The organism is Microbacterium petrolearium, assembly GCF_054782875.1.
This window is the reverse complement of record NZ_BAAGRQ010000007.1, coordinates 19,986-37,496: the sequence shown is the minus strand read 5'-3', so window position 1 is coordinate 37,496 and position 17,511 is coordinate 19,986. Positions and strand designations below refer to the sequence as shown.

17 protein-coding genes are annotated in these 17,511 nt (G+C 72.9%); 13 read left to right on the top strand and 4 right to left on the bottom strand.

The window, feature by feature from the left end:
- Nucleotides 1-25 precede the first annotated feature (25 nt).
- Nucleotides 26-1,924, bottom strand: coding sequence for a DUF4012 domain-containing protein (locus tag ACYVJ0_RS07120; protein ID WP_460816929.1), 1,899 nt, complete (start codon nt 1,922-1,924; stop codon nt 26-28).
- 63 nt (nt 1,925-1,987) lie between these two features.
- A complete protein-coding gene (locus tag ACYVJ0_RS07115) occupies nt 1,988-2,440 on the bottom strand; it encodes a VanZ family protein (protein ID WP_460816928.1) in 453 nt (150 codons plus the stop codon).
- 238 nt (nt 2,441-2,678) lie between these two features.
- On the opposite strand from ACYVJ0_RS07115, the gene ACYVJ0_RS07110 reads away from it, so the two are divergent.
- The 4 genes from ACYVJ0_RS07110 (at nt 2,679) to glmM (ending at nt 7,089) form a co-directional block, all read left to right on the top strand.
- Nucleotides 2,679-4,268, top strand: a complete 1,590-nt coding sequence (locus tag ACYVJ0_RS07110; RefSeq protein ID WP_460816927.1) for an HNH endonuclease signature motif containing protein — start codon at nt 2,679-2,681, stop codon at nt 4,266-4,268.
- A gap of 495 nt (nt 4,269-4,763) precedes the next feature.
- Entirely contained in the window at nt 4,764-5,210 is a 447-nt protein-coding gene (gene rplM / locus ACYVJ0_RS07105; RefSeq protein ID WP_449854907.1) for a 50S ribosomal protein L13, read from the top strand.
- Nucleotides 5,211-5,236: 26 nt separating this feature from the next.
- Complete coding sequence (gene rpsI / locus ACYVJ0_RS07100) at nt 5,237-5,716, top strand: 30S ribosomal protein S9 (RefSeq protein ID WP_449854908.1); 480 nt, start codon at nt 5,237-5,239, stop codon at nt 5,714-5,716.
- A gap of 14 nt (nt 5,717-5,730) precedes the next feature.
- The gene (gene glmM / locus ACYVJ0_RS07095) at nt 5,731-7,089 is read left to right on the top strand and encodes a phosphoglucosamine mutase (RefSeq protein ID WP_460816924.1); all 1,359 of its coding nucleotides are present in this window, start codon (nt 5,731-5,733) and stop codon (nt 7,087-7,089) included.
- Between the two features lie 189 nt (nt 7,090-7,278).
- Here glmM and ACYVJ0_RS07090 read toward each other — a convergent pair whose 3' ends face one another.
- Both ACYVJ0_RS07090 and ACYVJ0_RS07085 read right to left on the bottom strand, forming a co-directional pair.
- Nucleotides 7,279-8,037 carry a sugar transferase gene (locus ACYVJ0_RS07090; protein WP_460816922.1) on the bottom strand — a complete coding sequence of 253 codons (759 nt, stop codon included), beginning with the start codon at nt 8,035-8,037 and terminating at the stop codon, nt 7,279-7,281.
- A 174-nt stretch (nt 8,038-8,211) separates the two neighbouring features.
- Entirely contained in the window at nt 8,212-9,147 is a 936-nt protein-coding gene (locus ACYVJ0_RS07085) for a Ppx/GppA phosphatase family protein (RefSeq protein ID WP_460816920.1), read from the bottom strand.
- 53 nt (nt 9,148-9,200) lie between these two features.
- Here ACYVJ0_RS07085 and coaA point away from each other — a divergent pair, with 53 nt between their 5' ends.
- The 9 genes from coaA to ACYVJ0_RS07040 all read left to right on the top strand — a co-directional run bounded on the left by coaA (nt 9,201) and on the right by ACYVJ0_RS07040 (nt 17,469).
- Nucleotides 9,201-10,145: a type I pantothenate kinase gene (gene coaA, locus ACYVJ0_RS07080; protein WP_460816919.1), complete on the top strand. Its 945-nt coding sequence runs from the start codon at nt 9,201-9,203 to the stop codon at nt 10,143-10,145.
- A gap of 50 nt (nt 10,146-10,195) precedes the next feature.
- Nucleotides 10,196-12,049 carry a glutamine--fructose-6-phosphate transaminase (isomerizing) gene (gene glmS / locus ACYVJ0_RS07075; RefSeq protein ID WP_460816918.1) on the top strand — a complete coding sequence of 618 codons (1,854 nt, stop codon included), beginning with the start codon at nt 10,196-10,198 and terminating at the stop codon, nt 12,047-12,049.
- A 16-nt stretch (nt 12,050-12,065) separates the two neighbouring features.
- Complete coding sequence (locus ACYVJ0_RS07070) at nt 12,066-12,467, top strand: holo-ACP synthase (protein ID WP_449854913.1); 402 nt, start codon at nt 12,066-12,068, stop codon at nt 12,465-12,467.
- Nucleotides 12,460-13,575, top strand: a complete 1,116-nt coding sequence (gene alr / locus ACYVJ0_RS07065; RefSeq protein WP_460816916.1) for an alanine racemase — start codon at nt 12,460-12,462, stop codon at nt 13,573-13,575. The genes ACYVJ0_RS07070 and alr overlap by 8 nt, the downstream gene beginning before the upstream one ends.
- A 47-nt stretch (nt 13,576-13,622) precedes the next feature.
- Entirely contained in the window at nt 13,623-14,063 is a 441-nt protein-coding gene (tsaE, locus tag ACYVJ0_RS07060) for a tRNA (adenosine(37)-N6)-threonylcarbamoyltransferase complex ATPase subunit type 1 TsaE (protein WP_460817132.1), read from the top strand.
- A gap of 63 nt (nt 14,064-14,126) precedes the next feature.
- Nucleotides 14,127-15,749 carry a radical SAM protein gene (locus tag ACYVJ0_RS07055; RefSeq protein WP_460816914.1) on the top strand — a complete coding sequence of 541 codons (1,623 nt, stop codon included), beginning with the start codon at nt 14,127-14,129 and terminating at the stop codon, nt 15,747-15,749.
- On the top strand, nt 15,746-16,057 hold the full coding sequence (locus ACYVJ0_RS07050; RefSeq protein WP_449854916.1) for a hypothetical protein: 312 nt from the start codon (nt 15,746-15,748) through the stop codon (nt 16,055-16,057). The genes ACYVJ0_RS07055 and ACYVJ0_RS07050 overlap by 4 nt, the downstream gene beginning before the upstream one ends.
- Before the next feature lie 4 nt (nt 16,058-16,061).
- Nucleotides 16,062-16,892, top strand: a complete 831-nt coding sequence (locus ACYVJ0_RS07045; RefSeq protein WP_449854917.1) for a prolipoprotein diacylglyceryl transferase — start codon at nt 16,062-16,064, stop codon at nt 16,890-16,892.
- The gene (locus ACYVJ0_RS07040; RefSeq protein WP_460816913.1) at nt 16,876-17,469 is read left to right on the top strand and encodes a hypothetical protein; all 594 of its coding nucleotides are present in this window, start codon (nt 16,876-16,878) and stop codon (nt 17,467-17,469) included. Before ACYVJ0_RS07045 ends, ACYVJ0_RS07040 begins: the two co-directional genes overlap by 17 nt.
- Nucleotides 17,470-17,511: the final 42 nt, after the last annotated feature.

Genomic DNA, 17,511 nt, shown 5'->3' with positions numbered 1-17,511 from the left:
GCGCGTCGGAGGCAGGACGTGCCCGCTATTCGCAGGATGAATCGACTTCCGTGTCCCGCACCATCGGTGTGTGCCAGACCTCCACTGGTCCGAGTTCGGTTGATCCGGTGAACTCGAATGACACGACGTGCGAGTCAGCGAAGCGATTCAGAACCTCGACCTTGAACGCAGGCCTGCCCAGGTGCTGGCCTGAGCTGAGGACCGCGGCGGGCCCTCCGTCGACGGTGATGCTGGATAGTTCGGCACCCTGCGGGCCGTAGATGGTCACGTACGTGCTGATCTCTCCAGGGGTGAAGTAGGGGCCAGAGATGTAGCGCGGCAGCGTGGCCGCCTCCTCGGGGGAGATGCTCGAGGTCAGCGTGACGTCGCCCCGCAGGCTGGTACCCGAGACACAGGAGTTGACGCCCATATCGAGGTAGTAGCTCATCTTCGACCCGGTGTTGTCGTTGGGGTACACGCCGAGGATCGTGCGATCGGCCGTGTCCTCGGGCATGACACCGTGCATCCGTGTCTGCGCGACGAGTTTCATCTCGGTCGGATCGTCGCTGTGGTACATCAGTCGGCCTTCTTCCACGGCTCGGCCAAGCGCCGCGAAGAACGCCGGCGGCGCGAAGTCTCCGCTCGTGACCTTCGCGAAGACCGCATCCGCCGTGGCGGTGAAGAAAGCGTCCTGCTCCTGCGGGTCGGTGTACCTGAAGTACACCTCGTTGAGGAGCAGCGAGGCCGTATTCTCCGGCGTCAGCACGTCTCCGGTGGGCAGCTCGATGGGCCCCGTCGCGGCGAGGATGTACGACAGCGCGACGGGGTCGAACGAGACGACGGCGCTGGTGTCGGGGAAGCCCTCCCGGTCCCACCAGCCGTCGAGGATCCCGACCGCCGTCGGAAAGTCGGGGACCATGGTGAAGTCCGCCGTATAGCGGCCGATCTTGTCGCCGTAGATGTTGACCGCTTCGGGATCCAGCGGGACCACCGGCTCAGCGAGCACGTTATGGAAGTCCTGGCTGGTGATATTCGCGGTCGTGCTGATGACGCCGTTGTCGGCTCGCATCACGGTGAAGACGGCCGCGTTCCCACCCAGGCTCCGTGCCTCCGAGTTGCCCTGGAACATCAGCAGGTAGTTCCGCGGCCCATTGGCGCCCAGCGCGTTCGGCAGCACGCTCGCCACGTCGCGCACCGGCTGGATCATCGGCTGGATCTCCGAGAGGGCGTCGTCCAGCTGCTTCACGCCGCCCGCGACCTGCGAGATGAGGGCGGATCGGTCGATCGGCTCGAGCGTGTCGACCGCGTCGTTCACGCCGGCGTCGATCCGGTCGATGAGGGGGACGAGATCCGCGACCGCCTGCACGTCGATCCGGCCGTCCTGCGGGCGGAAGGTGTCGAGGCTGATCGACGCCGCGGGCGTGACCACCTCGGCGGCCAGGTGATCCGTCGCCTCGGCGACCAGGCGGACGGCGGCGAGGTCGTCGCCGATGAAGGGCACGGCCTCGGCCAGGCCCCACAGCGTGCCGCTGGAGCCCGCGACCGCGGCGCGCGTCTTCGTGCTCAGCTGGCTGGCCGCGGCCGTGGCCGCATCCGACTCGCCCGCGAGCACCGCCCGCTGCGCCTCGGCGACATCCGTCATCGCCGACTCGAGCTGCGCGCGCACGCCCATCGCCTGGTCGTACAGGCGCTTGGCCGCGAGGCCGCCGGCCACGAGAAGGGCCACGATGACGACGACGACCGTGAGCCAGATCCACAGGCGACGGCGGGATCGCTCCGGGCGGTCGGCGGATGCGTCGGGGGATGCGTCGGCGGCGGATGCGTCGTGCTCGGCGGGGAGCGCGGTCGTCTCGGCGTCGTCGTCTCGCGGGGCCGGGGCGGGCTCGACGTCCCGACGCTGCTGGCGTGCTTCGCGGCGGCTTACGGGGCGGTTCTCGCTGTCCACCGGGGTATTCAAGCACGCCCGCCTCGGCGGACGCCGCCGGTGGGTGCGCGCGGGGGCTGCCCGTTACCGGCCGGGGGTGGTGTGGGCAGGCGCGGTGCGGGTGAGCAGGCGGGCCAGGACGGCGCCGACGAGGGCGCCCGTGCCGTTCGCGACGACGTCGCTGAGCGTGGGGAACCGGGAGGGGATCGCGAACTGCACGAGCTCGATCACCACGCTCGTGCCCAGGCCGAGCACGAGCACGTGCCAGGGCCGCAGACGCGGCCAGCTCCACACGAGCAGCGCCCCGAACGGCACGAACAGCGCGATGTTCGCCAGGATCTCGAGCACGGTGTAGCCGACGTCGAACGGCACGCCGAGGGGAACGAGCACCCGGGCGGCCTCGGCGACGACGCCGGTGACCCGGCCGGCCTGGTCGGCGGGCAGCCACACGATCAGCGCGAGCGCGACGAGGTACGGGGCGAGCGCCGCGCGCGCGGTCAGCGTGAGCATGCGGGTTCGGGCGAGTCGGGAGGGCATCCCGGTCAGGGTAGCCGCGCCGGGCGGATCGTTCGGTGGGGGCTTCCGGGTGTCGACCGCGGGAGCGGATCGCGGTGTGCGGCGGGGGTGCGCTCGGATGGCTGGGGTCGGGCGCCGTGAGGGGTCGGGGTTCGTCCACAGGGGCGGATCGGGATGAGTTATCCACGGATCTTCGATTTCCGCTCTGGCGTGGGGATATCCGGCTTCGAATGTCGGAGGTCCGGGGAAGAATCGGAGCATGAACTTCCTCACCGACCTCGAGCAGCGGATCGACGCCGTGGCGGCGCTCGCCGCGATCGACGTCGCCGATGCCGCGCGGCAGTCGGACGAGGTGGTGGTGCGCCTGGCCGAGCTCGGAGCCGAGCTGATGCGCGTGGGCGAGCGGCTGCAGACGATCGCGGCGGGCGTGGCGGCGTCGAGGTCGACGCGCGACGCGGGGCACGGCGGCCTCGCGCAGGCGCGCGGGCATCGGAACGCCGTGGCGCTGCTGCAGGAGGTGTCGGGGTCGTCCCGCGCCGACGCGGCGAAGCGGGTGCGGGTGGGCGAGTCGCTGCTGCAGACGGCGGCGGCCGACGACCCGCGTCTCGCCTCGGCGGTGGGATCGGCGGGTGCGGGGGATGCGGGTGCGGCGGGATCGGCGGGTGCTGCGGGTGCGGGATCGGCGGGTGCGGGTGCCGGCGAGCCCGGTGTGTTCGGGGATGGGGCGGAAGGGCCGGGCGGTTCGGCGGGAGAGGGCGGTTCTGCGGGAGCGGGGATGGAGCTGCCCTGGCACGCGCCCGTGGACGCGGCGCTGCTCGGCGGGCGGGTGACGACGGCGCAGGCCGATGCGATCCTGCGCGGGCTGGGCGAGCCGCCCGTCGAGCCGGGTGCCGACGGTGCCACGGCGGGAACCATCGAGGCGTGGCGCGTCGCGGCCGAGCAGCTCCTCGACGAGGCGGCGATCCGCACGGTGGAAGACCTCGCGGCGGCCGGGCGGCAGATGCGCGACCGGCTCGACCCATCGGGAGCGCAGGCGCGGTACCTTGCGCGACACGAGGCGCGCTCGTTCCGCATGTGGACCGACGGCGACGGCATCCACCACGCGAAGCTGCGCTTCGACGACCACGGCGGCGCGTGGATGCGGGCGATGATGGACTCCGCCCTGCGGCCGCGGCGCGGCGGGCCGCGGTTCGTCGACGCCGCCGAGGCCGAGAAGGCCCGCGCCCTGGTCGACGACCCCCGCTCGAACGAGCAGCTCGCCTACGACCTGCTGATCGACGTGCTCCAGGCGGGCGCCACGGCCGAGGCCGAGAAGGTCTTCGGCGCGCGGCAGCCCGGCGTGCGGCTCGTCGTGGTGAAGGACGAGCTCGCCGCGCGCGACGCCTCCGGCCGGCCGGCCGGCGTGGGGCACCTCGAGGACGGCGGCGAGACCGTGCCGGCGGCGGCGGTCGAGCAGGCGATCTGCAGCGCCGGCACCGTGCCGGTGACCGTCGACAGCTGCGGCAAGCCGCTCGACGTGGGGCGCGAGCAGCGGCTGTTCACCCCGAGGCAGCGGATCGCGCTGGCCGTGCGCGACGGTGGGTGCCTGTGGCCGGGCTGCGTGATGCGCGCGTCGTACTGCGAAGCCCATCACATCGACGAATGGGCGGCTCACGAGGGGCGCACCGATGTCGAGCGGGGCGTGCTGCTGTGCAGATACCACCACATGAACCTGCATCACCGTGGCTATCGCATCCGGCGGGATGGCACCGGTCCGCTGATGCTGCATCCGCCCGACGGGCCGGGTATCGAGCTGCGCCCCCAGTCGCCCCTGCGGTGGCGATGGGGACCGCCGACGCGGGCCGCGTGAGGCGCCGGGGGCGGGCCGCGTGAGGCGCCGACGCGGGCCGCGTGACCGCCGCGGGTCAGCAACCCGGGCGCGGTTTCCGGCGCGGGTGCGGGCGCGGGTGCGGGCGCCGCGCGCATCGGCCCGGGGGCGGGGCGCCGCGTCGGGCCGGCGCGCGGACGGGCAGGGGGTCGGGCTCTGGGGCGGGTGCCGGTGTCTCCGGGGCGGGCGCGCAGAGTGCGGGCGCGGGCGCGCGGGCGGGTGCCGGCGCGGGCGGGCGGGGTCTTCGGTGCGGGGCGCGCGTCCCGGGGGCGGACACGGGCGCGGGGCGAAGCGCCAGGGCATCGCGGGGACGGTTCGCGGATCGGGCCCTCGTGCGATAGGATGACTCTTTGGTGTCCACTGCGGGCACCGCGAACGTGAGCCCTCCACCGTGCGGGTTCCGGATCCATCCGGTCCGGAACAGCCACAGGAGCGGGATTCACGAACGTCTCCGTTCGAACAGAAAGCAGCACTACTGTGACGCGCACTTACACCCCGAAGGCCGGTGAGGCCCAGCGTGAGTGGCTCGTGATCGACGCCACCGACGTCGTCCTCGGCCGCCTCGCCTCGCACGCCGCCGCGCTCCTGCGAGGAAAGCACAAGGCGACCTTCGCCCCCCACATGGACATGGGCGACTTCGTGATCATCGTGAACGCCGAGAAGGTCGCGCTCACGGGTCAGAAGCTGCAGAAGAAGCTGGCCTACCGCCACTCCGGCTACCCGGGCGGCCTCAAGTCCGTCTCGTACGCCGAGCTCCTGGAGAAGAACCCCGTCCGCGCCGTCGAGAAGGCGATCCGCGGCATGCTGCCGAAGAACACCCTCGGTCGTCAGCAGCTCGCCAAGCTGAAGGTGTACGCCGGTGCCGAGCACCCGCACGCCGCCCAGCAGCCCAAGACGTACACCCTCGACCAGGTCGCGCAGTAAGCGCCGCCGCAGCTAAGGACTTCATCGTGGCGAACGACACCACCGACTTCCCGCAGAACTACTCGACCGAGACCCCGGACGCCGAGGTCGCCGCCGAGGCTCCCCGTCCGGTCGTCAGCGTCCCCGGCGCGGCCGTGGGCCGCCGCAAGGAGGCCATCGCGCGCGTGCGCCTGGTCCCCGGATCGGGCACCCTCACGATCAACGGCCGCACGTTCGAGGACTACTTCCCGAACAAGCTGCACCAGCAGCTGATCACCGACCCGTTCACCGTGCTCAACCTCACGGGCGCGTACGACGTGATCGCCCGCATCTCGGGCGGCGGCCCCTCGGGCCAGGCCGGCGCGCTGCGCCTCGCCATCGCCCGTGCGCTGAACGAGATCGACCGCGAGAACAACCGACCGACCCTGAAGAAGGCCGGGTTCCTCACGCGCGACGCCCGCGTCATCGAGCGCAAGAAGGCCGGCCTCAAGAAGGCCCGCAAGGCCTCGCAGTTCTCGAAGCGCTGATCGGACCGGCTCCGATGCCGCTCTTCGGCACGGACGGCGTGCGAGGGCTTGCCAACGGCACCCTCACCGCCGACCTTGCTCTCTCCCTGGCCCAGGCGACCGCGGTCGTCCTGGGCCAGGGGCGGTCGGCCGAGGCGCGTCGCGCCGCCGGCCGCCGCGCACGCGCCGTCATCGCGCGCGACCCCCGCGTCTCGGGCGAGTTCCTCTCGGCCGCCGTGTCGGCGGGCCTGGCCTCGTCGGGCGTCGACGTCTACGACGCCGGCGTGATCCCGACCCCCGCGCTCGCGTTCCTCATCGGCGACTTCGACGCCGACTTCGGGATCATGATCTCCGCGTCCCACAACCCCGCGCCCGACAACGGCATCAAGGTGTTCGCGCGCGGCGGCGTCAAGTTGCCCGACGTCGTCGAGCAGCGCATCGAGCGCTACCTCGACCGCGAGCGGTGGCTGCCCACGGGCGCCGACGTGGGGCGGATCCGGCGCTTCTCCGACGCCGAGGACCGCTACCTCATGCACCTGCTCGCGTCGCTGCCCAACCGGCTCGACGGCATCCACGTGGTGCTCGACTGCGCCCACGGCGCGGCCTCGGGCGTCTCGCCCGACGTCTTCCGCGACGCCGGCGCCCGCGTCACGGTCATCGGCGCCGACCCCGACGGGCTCAACATCAACGACGGCGTCGGATCGACGCACCTCGAGCCCCTCGCCGACGCCGTCGTGCGCCTCGGCGCCGACGTCGGCATCGCGCACGACGGCGACGCGGATCGCTGCCTCGCCGTCGACGCGAACGGTCGCGTCGTGGACGGCGACCAGATCATGGCGATCCTCGCCGCATCCATGCACGAGCGCGGCGAGCTGACGAACGACACGCTCGTCGCCACCGTCATGAGCAACCTCGGCCTGCACGTCGCGATGCGCGAGCGCGGGATCACCGTGGTGCAGACCGCAGTCGGCGACCGCTACGTGCTCGAGGCGATGAGCGAGGGCGGGCACGCCCTGGGCGGCGAGCAGTCCGGCCACGTCATCATGAGCGAGTTCGCCACCACCGGCGACGGCGTGCTCACCGGCCTGCACCTGGTGGCCGAGATGGCGCGCACGGGCCGCTCGCTGGCCGAGCTCGCGTCGATCATGACCGTGTACCCGCAGGTGCTCGTGAACGTGCGCGACGTCGACAAGGCGCGCTGCGCCGACGACGAGGGCGTGCAGGCCGCCGTGCGCGCGGTGGAGGCCGAGCTCGGCTCCACCGGGCGCGTGCTGCTGCGGGCCTCGGGCACCGAGCAGCTCGTGCGCGTCATGGTCGAGGCCGCCGACGAGGCGACGGCACAGCGCCACGCCGACGAGCTCGCCGCCGTCGTCCGCGACCGCCTCGCGCTGTAGACGCCGCACGGCCTCGATTCGCTTCGCTCGTCCGGCCGACGAGCGATCTTGCTGTGGTCGCTTCATCTTCGTTCGCTGACGCTCACTTCGTTCAGCAACCGTGGGGTCGCACCGATCGGTTGCACCCATCGGTTGCTGAACGGAGGCGCGAAGCGCCGGAGATGAAGCGACCACCGCAGCGTCGCGCTGTCAGGCCACGGTGTCGCCGGGGGCCACCACCACCTTCACCGTGCGCAGCAGCAGCCGCAGGTCGCCGATCACGCTCCAGTTCTCCACGTACGACAGGTCGAGCCGCACGGTCTCGTCCCACGACAGCGTCGACCGCCCGCTCACCTGCCACAGCCCCGTGATCCCCGGCTTCACGAGGAACCGGCGGTGCACGTGCGGCTCGTAGGCCGCGACCTCGCGCGGCAGCGGCGGCCGCGGCCCGACGAGGCTCATGTCGCCCGCGAGCACGTTGAACAGCTGCGGCAGCTCGTCCAGGCTGTAGCGGCGCATCACGGCGCCGACCCGCGTCACGCGCGGATCTTCGCGCAGCTTGAACATGACGATGTTGCCCGTGTCCTGCAGCGCCCGCACCTCGTCGAGGCGCTCCTCGGCGTCGACCACCATCGAGCGGAACTTCAGCATCTCGAACGTGCGCCCGAGGTGGCCAACGCGCTCCTGCCGGAACAGCGCCGGGCCGGGCGAGCTCGCCCGCACCACGAGCGCGAGCGCCGCCAGCAGCGGGCTGAGCACGACGATCAGTGTCATCGCCAGCGACACGTCGACGGCGCGCTTGAGGGCCGCCTCCACGCGCCGGGCACCCCGCGCGACGACGAGCGGGGTGCCGGGCGGCGCCGCCCGAAGCCGCGCCGCGCCGCCCGGCACCCCGGCGGGCGCGGGCGAGGCGAGGCCATCGAAGGGCGCGATCTCCCCTGGGACCGCGCCGGTGTACATGGCGTGCATGACGCTGCGCCCTCCTCACCGGTCCGGGATCATTCCGCTGACAGGGGGAGAGGCGGATGCGCACGCGCTGATACCGGGCGGCGCCGGGTGCCCGGGGAGGCACGCGACCGGCACGGCGGCGGCGCGGCGCGCGGCGGCGGGATCAGAACGCCCGCGTGCCGGCGAACGGTCGCGTCAGGGGCGGCTCGCGAGATCCTCGATCCGGCGCAGCATGACGCCCTCGCGCAGGGCCCACGGGCTGATCTCGAGCTCCTCGACGTCGAGCGCCGCCATCGCCTCGTGCAGCACGACGGCCCCCGCCGTGATCTGGAAGGTACGGTCGGCCGTGATGCCGGGCAGCTCCTGGCGCGCGGATGCCGGGATGCGCGCGAGCACCGGGATCCAGGAGGCCAGCGACTCGCGCGGCAGCATCCAGCGCTCGGTGCCCGACCAGCCGGGCCGGCGGTACCCCGCCAGCCGCGCCAGGGAGCGGATCGTCTTCGACGAGCCGACGACGTGATCGGGGCGCGGCAGGCGCCGATACTTCCGGGCGATCGGCGCGAGCGACTCGGCGGCGTGCTCGCGCAGCTTCGCGAGCGCGCCCTCGCCGGGAGGGTCCTTCGGCAGGAAGCGCACCGTCATGCGGCCCGCGCCCAGCGGCACGGAGTGGGCGGCGTGCGGCAGCTCCTCGCTGCCGCTGGCGATCTCGAGCGAGCCGCCGCCGATGTCGAACAGCAGGATCCGCCCCGCCGACCAGCCGAACCAGCGGCGCACCGCGAGGAACGTCATCCGCGCCTCGTCGTCGCCGCCGAGCACGAGCAGCGGCTGCCCCAGCGCGTCCTCGATCGCGGCGATCACGTCGCGCCCGTTCCTGGCCTCGCGCACCGCCGACGTCGCCGTGGCGAGCAGCTCGGCCACGCCCTCCTTCTCGGCGACCTCCTTCGCCTTGTGCACCGCGCGCAGCAGGGCCCTGACGCCCTCGCGCGTGATGGCGCCGTTCTCGTCGAGGTACCGCATGAGCCGCAGCACCGACTTCTCGCTCGTCGTGGCGAGCGGTCGGCCGCCGGCGTGGGCATCGGCGACGAGAAGGTGGACGGTGTTCGAGCCGATGTCGAGGACGCCGAGACGCATGGGAGAACGCTAGCGCGCCGGTGGCGGCCGCGCCCGCGGCTACGATGATGCGGATGAGCGCCGCAGTCGATTCCCTCCCGCACTCCCGGTACCGGGAGATCGCGCGCGCCGACTGGGCGCGGCTGGCGGCCGGAATGGATCAGCCGCTCACCGAGCAGGAGATCGTGCAGATCCGCGGCATCGGCGACCGGCTCGACCTGAACGAGGTGCGCGAGGTCTACCTGCCCCTCAGCCGGCTGCTGAGCATCTGGGCCAAGGCGCACCGCCGGATCGGCGCCGACGTGACGAGCTTCCTCGGGGAGGAGGACCAGACGACGCCGTTCGTCGTGGGCGTGGCCGGGTCGGTCGCCGTCGGCAAGTCGACGATCGCGCGCCTGCTGCGCGAGCTGATGAGCCGGTGGTCCGACACCCCGCGCGTCGAGCTCGTCACGACCGACGGCTTCCTGTACCCGAACGCCGAGCTCGAGCGGCGCGGCCTGATGGACCGCAAGGGGTTCCCCGAGTCGTACGACCGCCGCGCGCTCGTGAAGTTCCTCACCGACGTCAAGAGCGGCGCCGAGGTGGTGCACGCGCCGTTCTACTCGCACGTGCGCTACGACATCGTGCCCGACGCGCAGGTGACCGTGCGGCGCCCCGACGTCGTCATCGTCGAGGGGCTCAACGTGCTGCAGCCGCCGCCGTCGCCCAACGGGGTGTCGGTGAGCGACCTGTTCGACTTCTCCATCTACGTCGACGCCGAGACCGACCACATCGCCTCCTGGTACGTCGACCGCTTCCTCGCGCTGCGCGAGGGCGCGTTCTCCAACCCCTCGTCGTACTTCAACGTGTTCGCGAACCTCAGCGACGACGAGGCGGTGCAGACGGCGCTCGGCTACTGGAACGACATCAACATGCCGAACCTCATCGAGAACGTGCTGCCCACCAAGCACCGCGCCACGCTCGTGCTGCGCAAGGGCGCCTCGCACGCGGTCGACACGGTGCTGCTGCGCAAGGTCTGATCCGCGCGCGCGGTCCGGTTTCCCAGGCGCGCGAACCTAGAATCGTTCGCATGTGTGGAATCGTCGGCTATGTCGGGCCCCGTGAGAGCCAGGACATCCTTCTTTCAGGCCTCGCCCGTCTCGAGTACCGCGGCTACGACTCCGCGGGCATCGCCGTGATCGACGGCGCCGGCGACCTGCACGCCGCCAAGAAGGCGGGCAAGCTCGCCCGCCTGCGCGAGCAGCTCGACGCGGCGCCGATCCCCGCGGGCACCACGGGCATCGGCCATACCCGCTGGGCCACGCACGGCGGCCCCACCGACCAGAACGCGCACCCGCACCTGGCCGACGACGACCGCCTCGCGGTCATCCACAACGGCATCATCGAGAACTTCGCCGAGCTGCGCTCGGAGCTGCTCGCCCAGGGCTACGCCTTCCGCAGCGAGACGGACACCGAGGTGGCCGCCGTCATGCTGGGCCGCGAGTACCAGGCGCACGACGGCGACCTCGTCGCGGCGTTCCGCAGCGTCGCGAAGCGCCTCGAGGGCGCGTTCACGCTGCTCGCGATGCACAAGGACCAGCCGGGCCTCGTCGTCGGCGCGCGCCGCAACTCGCCGCTGGTGATCGGCCTGGGCGAGGGCGAGAACTTCCTCGGCTCCGACGTCGCGGCGTTCGTCGAGCACACCCGCCGCGCGCTCGCGATCGGCCAGGACCAGATCGTGGCGATCACGCCCGAGACCGTCACCGTGACCGACTTCGACGGGAACGTCGTCGAGGCCTCGCCGTTCGAGGTGATGTGGGACGCGTCCGCCGCCGAGAAGGGCGGCTGGCCCAGCTTCATGGCGAAGGAGATCTCCGAGGAGCCCGAGGCCGTCGCCAACACGATCCTCGGCCGCGCGAAGGACGGCCAGGTCGTCATCCCCGAGCTCGACGGCATGGACGAGCTGTTCGCCGGCATCCAGCGGATCATCGTCATCGCGTGCGGCACGGCCGCGTACGCCGGCACGGTCGGCAAGTACGCGCTCGAGAAGTGGGCCCGCATCCCGGTCGACGTCGAGCTGGCGCACGAGTTCCGCTACCGCGACCCGATCGTCGACCCCGAGACGCTCGTCGTGTCGATCAGCCAGTCGGGCGAGACGATGGACACGCTCATGGCGGTCAAGGAGGCCGCGCGCCTCGGCGCCAAGACGCTGTCGATCTGCAACACGCAGGGCGCGACGATCCCGCGCGAGTCCGACGCGGTCGTCTACACGCACGCCGGCCCGGAGGTCGCCGTCGCCTCGACGAAGGCGTTCGTCGCGCAGATCACGGCGCTCTACCTGCTCGCCCTGCACGTGGGCCGCATCCGCGGCACCGTGTCGCCGGCCGAGGCCGCGCGCAGCATCCACGAGCTCGAGGCGCTGCCCGAGAAGATCCGCTGGATCCTCGAGCACGAGCAGGAGCACATCGAGCAGCTCGCGCACTGGATGGCCGACACGCGGTCGGTGCTGTTCCTCGGCCGCAACGTGGGCTACCCGATCGCCCTCGAGGGCGCGCTCAAGCTCAAGGAGCTGTCGTACATCCACGCCGAGGGCTTCGCCGCCGGCGAGCTCAAGCACGGCCCGATCGCGCTCATCGAGCCGGGTCAGCCCGTGTTCGTCGTCGTGCCCTCGCCGCGCGGCGCGGCCACGCTGCACGCCAAGGTCGTCTCGAACATCGAGGAGATCCGCGCCCGCGGCGCCCGCGTCATCGCGATCGCCGAGGAGGGCGACGTCGCGGCGCTGCCGTTCGCCGACGAGGTGCTGCGCATCCCGCTGGCCGGGCCGATCTTCGAGCCGATCCTGGCCGTCGTGCCGCTGCACATCTTCGCGATGGGCCTGGCCAACGCCAAGGGCCTCGACGTCGACCAGCCCCGCAACCTGGCGAAGTCCGTCACGGTCGAGTGAATGCAGCGGGCGCGGCGTGATCATCGGCATCGGCGTGGACGTGGTCGACATCGACCGCTTCCAGGCTCAGATCGAGGGGTCGCCGCGCCTGGCCGAGCGCCTGTTCAGCGCGCACGAGCGCGAGCTGCCGCTGCGCTCGCTGGCCGCCCGGTACGCGGCCAAGGAGGCGCTCATCAAGGCGCTCGGCGGATCGGACGGCGTCAGCTGGCGAGAGATCGAGGTGCCGCGCCTGGCGGAGCGCCGCGCGCCGGCGTACGTGGTGACGGGGGAGACGGCGCGCACCCTCGCGGCGCGCGGGGTGACGCACACGCACCTCTCGCTCTCGCATGATGCCGGCCTGGCCGTCGCGTACGCGGTGCTCGAGGGGCCAGGCGAGGCGCTCGAGGGGCCCGGCGCGGGCGGTGAGGGGCATGACTGAACCGCTGCGCGAGGGCCTGATCGACGCCGCCGCGATCGAGGCGAACACCCGCACGCTGCGGCGGCTGGCCCACACGCGCGAGTTCATCGCCGTCGTGAAGGCCGACGGCTACGGGCACGGCGCGCTCACCGCCGCGCGCGCGGCGCTCGCGGGCGGCGCCCGACTGCTCGGCGTTGCCGACCTCGCCGATCCGCACGCGCTGCGCGCGGCGGGCGTCGACGTGCCCGTGATCGCGTGGCTGCACGGGCCGGACGCCGACTTCGCGCCCGCGGTCGCGGCGGGCATCGAGCTCGGCGTCTCGGGCGTGGCGCAGCTGCGGCGCGTGGCCGAGGCCGCGCGCGCCGGCGGCCGCGCGGCCGCCGTGCACCTCAAGCTCGAGACGGGCCTCGGCCGCAACGGCGCCGCGCCCGCGGAGTGGGAGGCGCTGTTCGACCTCGCCGCCGAGCTGGTCGCGCGGGGCGAGGTGCGCGTGGAGGGCGTGTTCAGCCACCTCAGCGGCACGTCCTCCGAGGACGACCGCGCCCAGGTGCGCGCGTTCGAAAGCGGGCTCGCGCTCGCCGCCGCGCGCGGCGTGCGCCCGGCCATCCGGCACCTGGCCGCGACGGCGGCCGCGATCACGCTGCCCGAGGCGCGGTTCGACGCCGTGCGGGTGGGCATCGGGCTGTACGGCCTCTCGCCGCTGGAGGGGACGACCTCGGCCGACCTGCGGCTGCGGCCGGCCATGACGCTGCGCGCCCGCGTCGCCGCGGTCCGCCGCGTGCCCGCGGGGCACGGCGCCTCGTACGGCTACCGCTACCGCGCGGAGCGTGAGACGACGTTCGCGCTCGTCCCGCTCGGATACGCCGACGGGATCCCGCGCCAGGCGTCGAACGCGGGGCCGGTGGCGATCCGCGGCCGCCGCTTCCGCGTGGCCGGCACGATCGCGATGGACCAGTTCGTCGTCGACGTGGGCGACGCCCCCGTCGAGGTGGGCGACGAGGCGGTGCTGTTCGGCGATCCGGCTTCCGGCGCCCCCTCCGTCGAGGACTGGGCCGCGGCGGCGGGCACGATCAACTACGAGATCGTCACGCGCATCGGCACCCGCGTGACGCGGACGGAGGCATCGTGATCCCGGACGCGCTGCTCGGGCGGCACGACGTGGCGTCGGCCGCCGAGATGGAGGAGCTCGGGCGGCGGCTCGGCGCGGGCCTCGGCGCGGGCGACCTCATCGTGCTGACCGGCCCGCTCGGCGCGGGCAAGACCACGCTGACGCGCGGCATCGCGGCCGGTCTCGGGGTGCGCGGGCCGATCCAGAGCCCCACGTTCGTCATCGCCCGCACGCACCCGTCGCTCACCGGCGGCGCCCCGCTGGTGCACGCGGACGCCTACCGGGTGGGCGACGCGATGGAGCTCGACGACCTCGACATCGACGCCGACGCGTCGGTCGTCATCGTGGAGTGGGGCCGCGGCAAGGTCGAGGGCCTGCGCGACACGTGGTGGGACGTCGAGATCGAACGGCCCGTCGGCGACGGGGGAGCGGACGCCGGCCCCGCACGCTCGGCGGAGGACCTCGACGCCGACGCGCCCCGCGTCGTCACCATCGCCCGCCGGCCGTGACGCCGCGGCGCGCGGCCTGTGGAGAAGCGCATGGCGGGAGCGCATCGCCGCTAGCCTGACGGCATGGGGAGCCAGCCGGGTGCGGGGATGCCGCTGCGGGATCACCGCATCCACCGGTACGTCAACGCGTTCTGCCCGCGGTGCCACGAGGAGGAGCCGGATCGGCCGCTCGCCGACGTGCGGCGGCTGTCGGGCTGGCTCGCGAACCGCGACGGGCGCATCTGGCTGGAGCGCGGATGCCCCGACCACGGCCTCATCCGCACGCTGTACGACGAGTCCGCCGAGATCCTGTCGTACCTCGAGCAGTGGACCGCGCCGACGAAGATGCACGAGCCCGACGTGAGGGGCAACTTCAAGCCCGTGCCCAGCGCGTACGAGGACGGCCTGCCGCAGATGCAGACGCAGCACACGTGCATCCTGCTCGAGGACATCACCGACCACTGCAACCTGCGCTGCCCCACGTGCTTCGCCGAGTCCAGCCCCGCCCAGGCGGCCGTCGCGCCGCTGGCGGAGGTGCTCGCGTCGGTGGACGCGCGGCTGGCCCGCGAGAACGGCCGGATCGACGTGCTCATGCTCTCGGGCGGGGAGCCCACGCTCTACCCCTGGCTCGAGCAGCTGCTCGATCACCTCGTCACGCGGCCGGTCGTGCGCATCCTCATCAACTCCAACGGGCTGCGCATCGCAGGCGACGACGCGTTCGTCGAGGTGCTGAAGAAGCACAGGGAGCGGGTGGAGATCTACCTGCAGTACGACGGCGAGTCGAAGGAGTCCTCCGCCTATCACCGCGGCGCCGACATCCGCCGCTTCAAGGAGCGCGCCCTCGAGCGGCTCTCGGAGGCGGGCGTGTTCACGACGCTCACCATGACGGCCGCCCTCGGCGTGAACGACGACGAGATCGGCGCGGTCATCCGGCGCGCGCTCGACACCCCGTTCGTCGGCGGGGTGACGATCCAGCCCGTCTTCGGATCGGGCCGCTCGGCCGGGATCGATCCGGACGACCGGCTCACGCACACGGGCGTGCTCGCGCGGCTCGGCCCGCAGACCGACGACCTCGTCACGTGGCACGACCTCACCGCGCTGCCGTGCAGTCACCCGCACTGCTGCTCGGTCGGCTACCTGCTGCAGGACGACGCCGGGGAGTGGAAGTCGCTCGTGGGGCTGATCGGGCACGAGCGCCTCAAGCAGTTCCTCGATCTCGAGCCGGATCTCATCGCCAACCGGATCGCCGACTCGCAGGTGAACAAGAAGATCCGCGAGGTCGTGAAGGCCTCGCTCCTCGACCTGCTGAGCGAGCAGTCCTCGCTGTCGCACCCCTCGATGATCGACATCTGGCGCGACATCTGCCAGGCCTGCGACCTCGGCATCGGCACGCTGGCCACGCTCGCCGCATCGCGGCTGCCCGGCCAGCACCAGCGGCTGCGGAAGATGCTCGCCGCGCGCGTCAAGCGCATCACGGTCAAGCCCTTCATGGACATGAACACGATGATCGAGGAGCGGCTGCTGCAGTGCTGCGTGCACGTGGCGACCGTCAACGAGACGACCGACGCCCACCAGTGCGCCCCGTTCTGCGCCGTGCAGGCGTGGGCGCCGCTCGGGCGCACGCGGCTGTCCACCGCGACGGGCGCGCGCGAGCTCGCCCCGCAGCTCGGCCCCGTGCGCCGCACCCTTCCGGTGGTGGCGTCGTGAGCGCGTACGACGGGCTGAACCGGTACGACGCGACGGTCGGCGATCCCGCGCCCCCGTTCGATCCGCTGCGGCTCTGCGTTTACACCACCGTCGCGCTCCTGGCCTGCCTGCTCGGCCCGGTGGCGGTGCTCGTGTTCGCCCTCATCGCGATCGGCGGCTACACGCGCGCCCGGCGGGCGGGGCTGCTCCGCTCGCGCTGCAAGCTCGGCGACACCCGCCTCGTGCTGGCGTACCTGTGGGTGATCGCGGTGCTCGCGGCCGCCGCCGTGCCGCTCTGGATCGGCCTCTGGATCCGCCTGCTGGGGTGATGCCGTGTTCCCGACCCTGCACGACCTGGCCGACTGGCTGCCGCCGGTCGACACGCACTCGGCGTTCGTCGCCCTCGGACTGCTCGCGGCGGGGCTCGTGTTCGTCATCGAGAAGCGGCGGCGAGGCGTCACCGACTACCGCGTCTGGTACCTCGTGCTCGGCGCGCTCGCCGGGGCCTCCCTCCTGGCACGCCTGGGCACGTGGGCGCAGCACCTCGACCCCTCGCAGAACCTGAGCCTGGTCGAGCAGCTGTCGGTCGGCAACGCGTCGATGCTCTCGGCGCTGGTCGGCGCGTGGCTCGGCGTGCACGTCGCCAAGCGCATCGTGCGGTACCCGGGACGCACCGGTGACCTGTTCGCCCCGGCCGTGGCCCTCGCGATGTGCGTGGGCCGCTGCGGCTGCCTGCTCACCGAGAAGCCGGGCACGCCCACGCACGCGCACTGGGGCATCGTGCTCGACGAGGCCGCGGCGGCGTACACCGGCAGCGTGGCCGGGGTGCCGCTGCACCCCAGCTTCGTGTACGAGATCGTGTTCCACGCGGTCGCGTTCGCCCTGCTCTGGTTCTGGCTGCGGCATCGCCCGATCGCGCCGGGCGAGACCCTCACGCTGTACGTCGCCGCGTACGGCGTCTTCCGCTTCCTCGTCGAGTTCGTCCGCGGCAACGACGTGGCCTGGCTGTGGTTCACACGGCCGCAGCTGTTCCTGCTCGTGACCCTGCCGCTGCTGTTCGCCCGGATCGTGTGGATGATCCGCACCGGGCGGTTCCGCGCCCCCGGCCCCGCGCCTCTTCCCGCCACCCCCGAGAGGACGGTGCCGAATGAGCAACCCGCCTGACCAGCCCGCCGACCCCGCGCCGCCCGAGGGCACCGATCCGGCCCTCCCGCCCGGGGGCCCGTTCGTCCCGCCGGCGGGCGGGGGCCAGGCGCCGCCGCCGCTCCCGCAGGCGCCCGGTGCCGCCACGGGCTGGGTCGCCCCGGGAGCGCCGCCGCCGCACGGGCAGCACGGCGCCGGCCAGCCGCCGTACGGGCCGCCGTATGGCCAGCCGCCGTACGCGCCGCCGCCCGGCCAGCAGCCCTATGGGCAGCCGCCGTACGGATCCCCGGTGCCGTACGGCCACCCGGTGCCGCCCGAGGCGCCCCGGCAGCTCGGCGGGGTGTCGTTCGGGTGGGGCGTGACGATCGGCCTGATCGGGGCGATCGTCCTGCAGATCGTCGTGATGACGCTCGGGTTCACGGTGGGATCCGCCTCCGGGCTGCAGGCGCCGGTGTACGCCCTCCTCATCCTCGGCGGTATCCTCATGGTCTGCTTCGCGCGCACGCGGAGCTTCGGGATCGGCGCCCTCATCAGCATCGCGGCGGCCCCGATCATCTTCTTCGGGGTGTGCGTCGTGGTGCTGTCGGGCGGCCTCTGACGCGGCGCCCACGGCTTCGCGTCAGGGTGCCGGATTACCCTG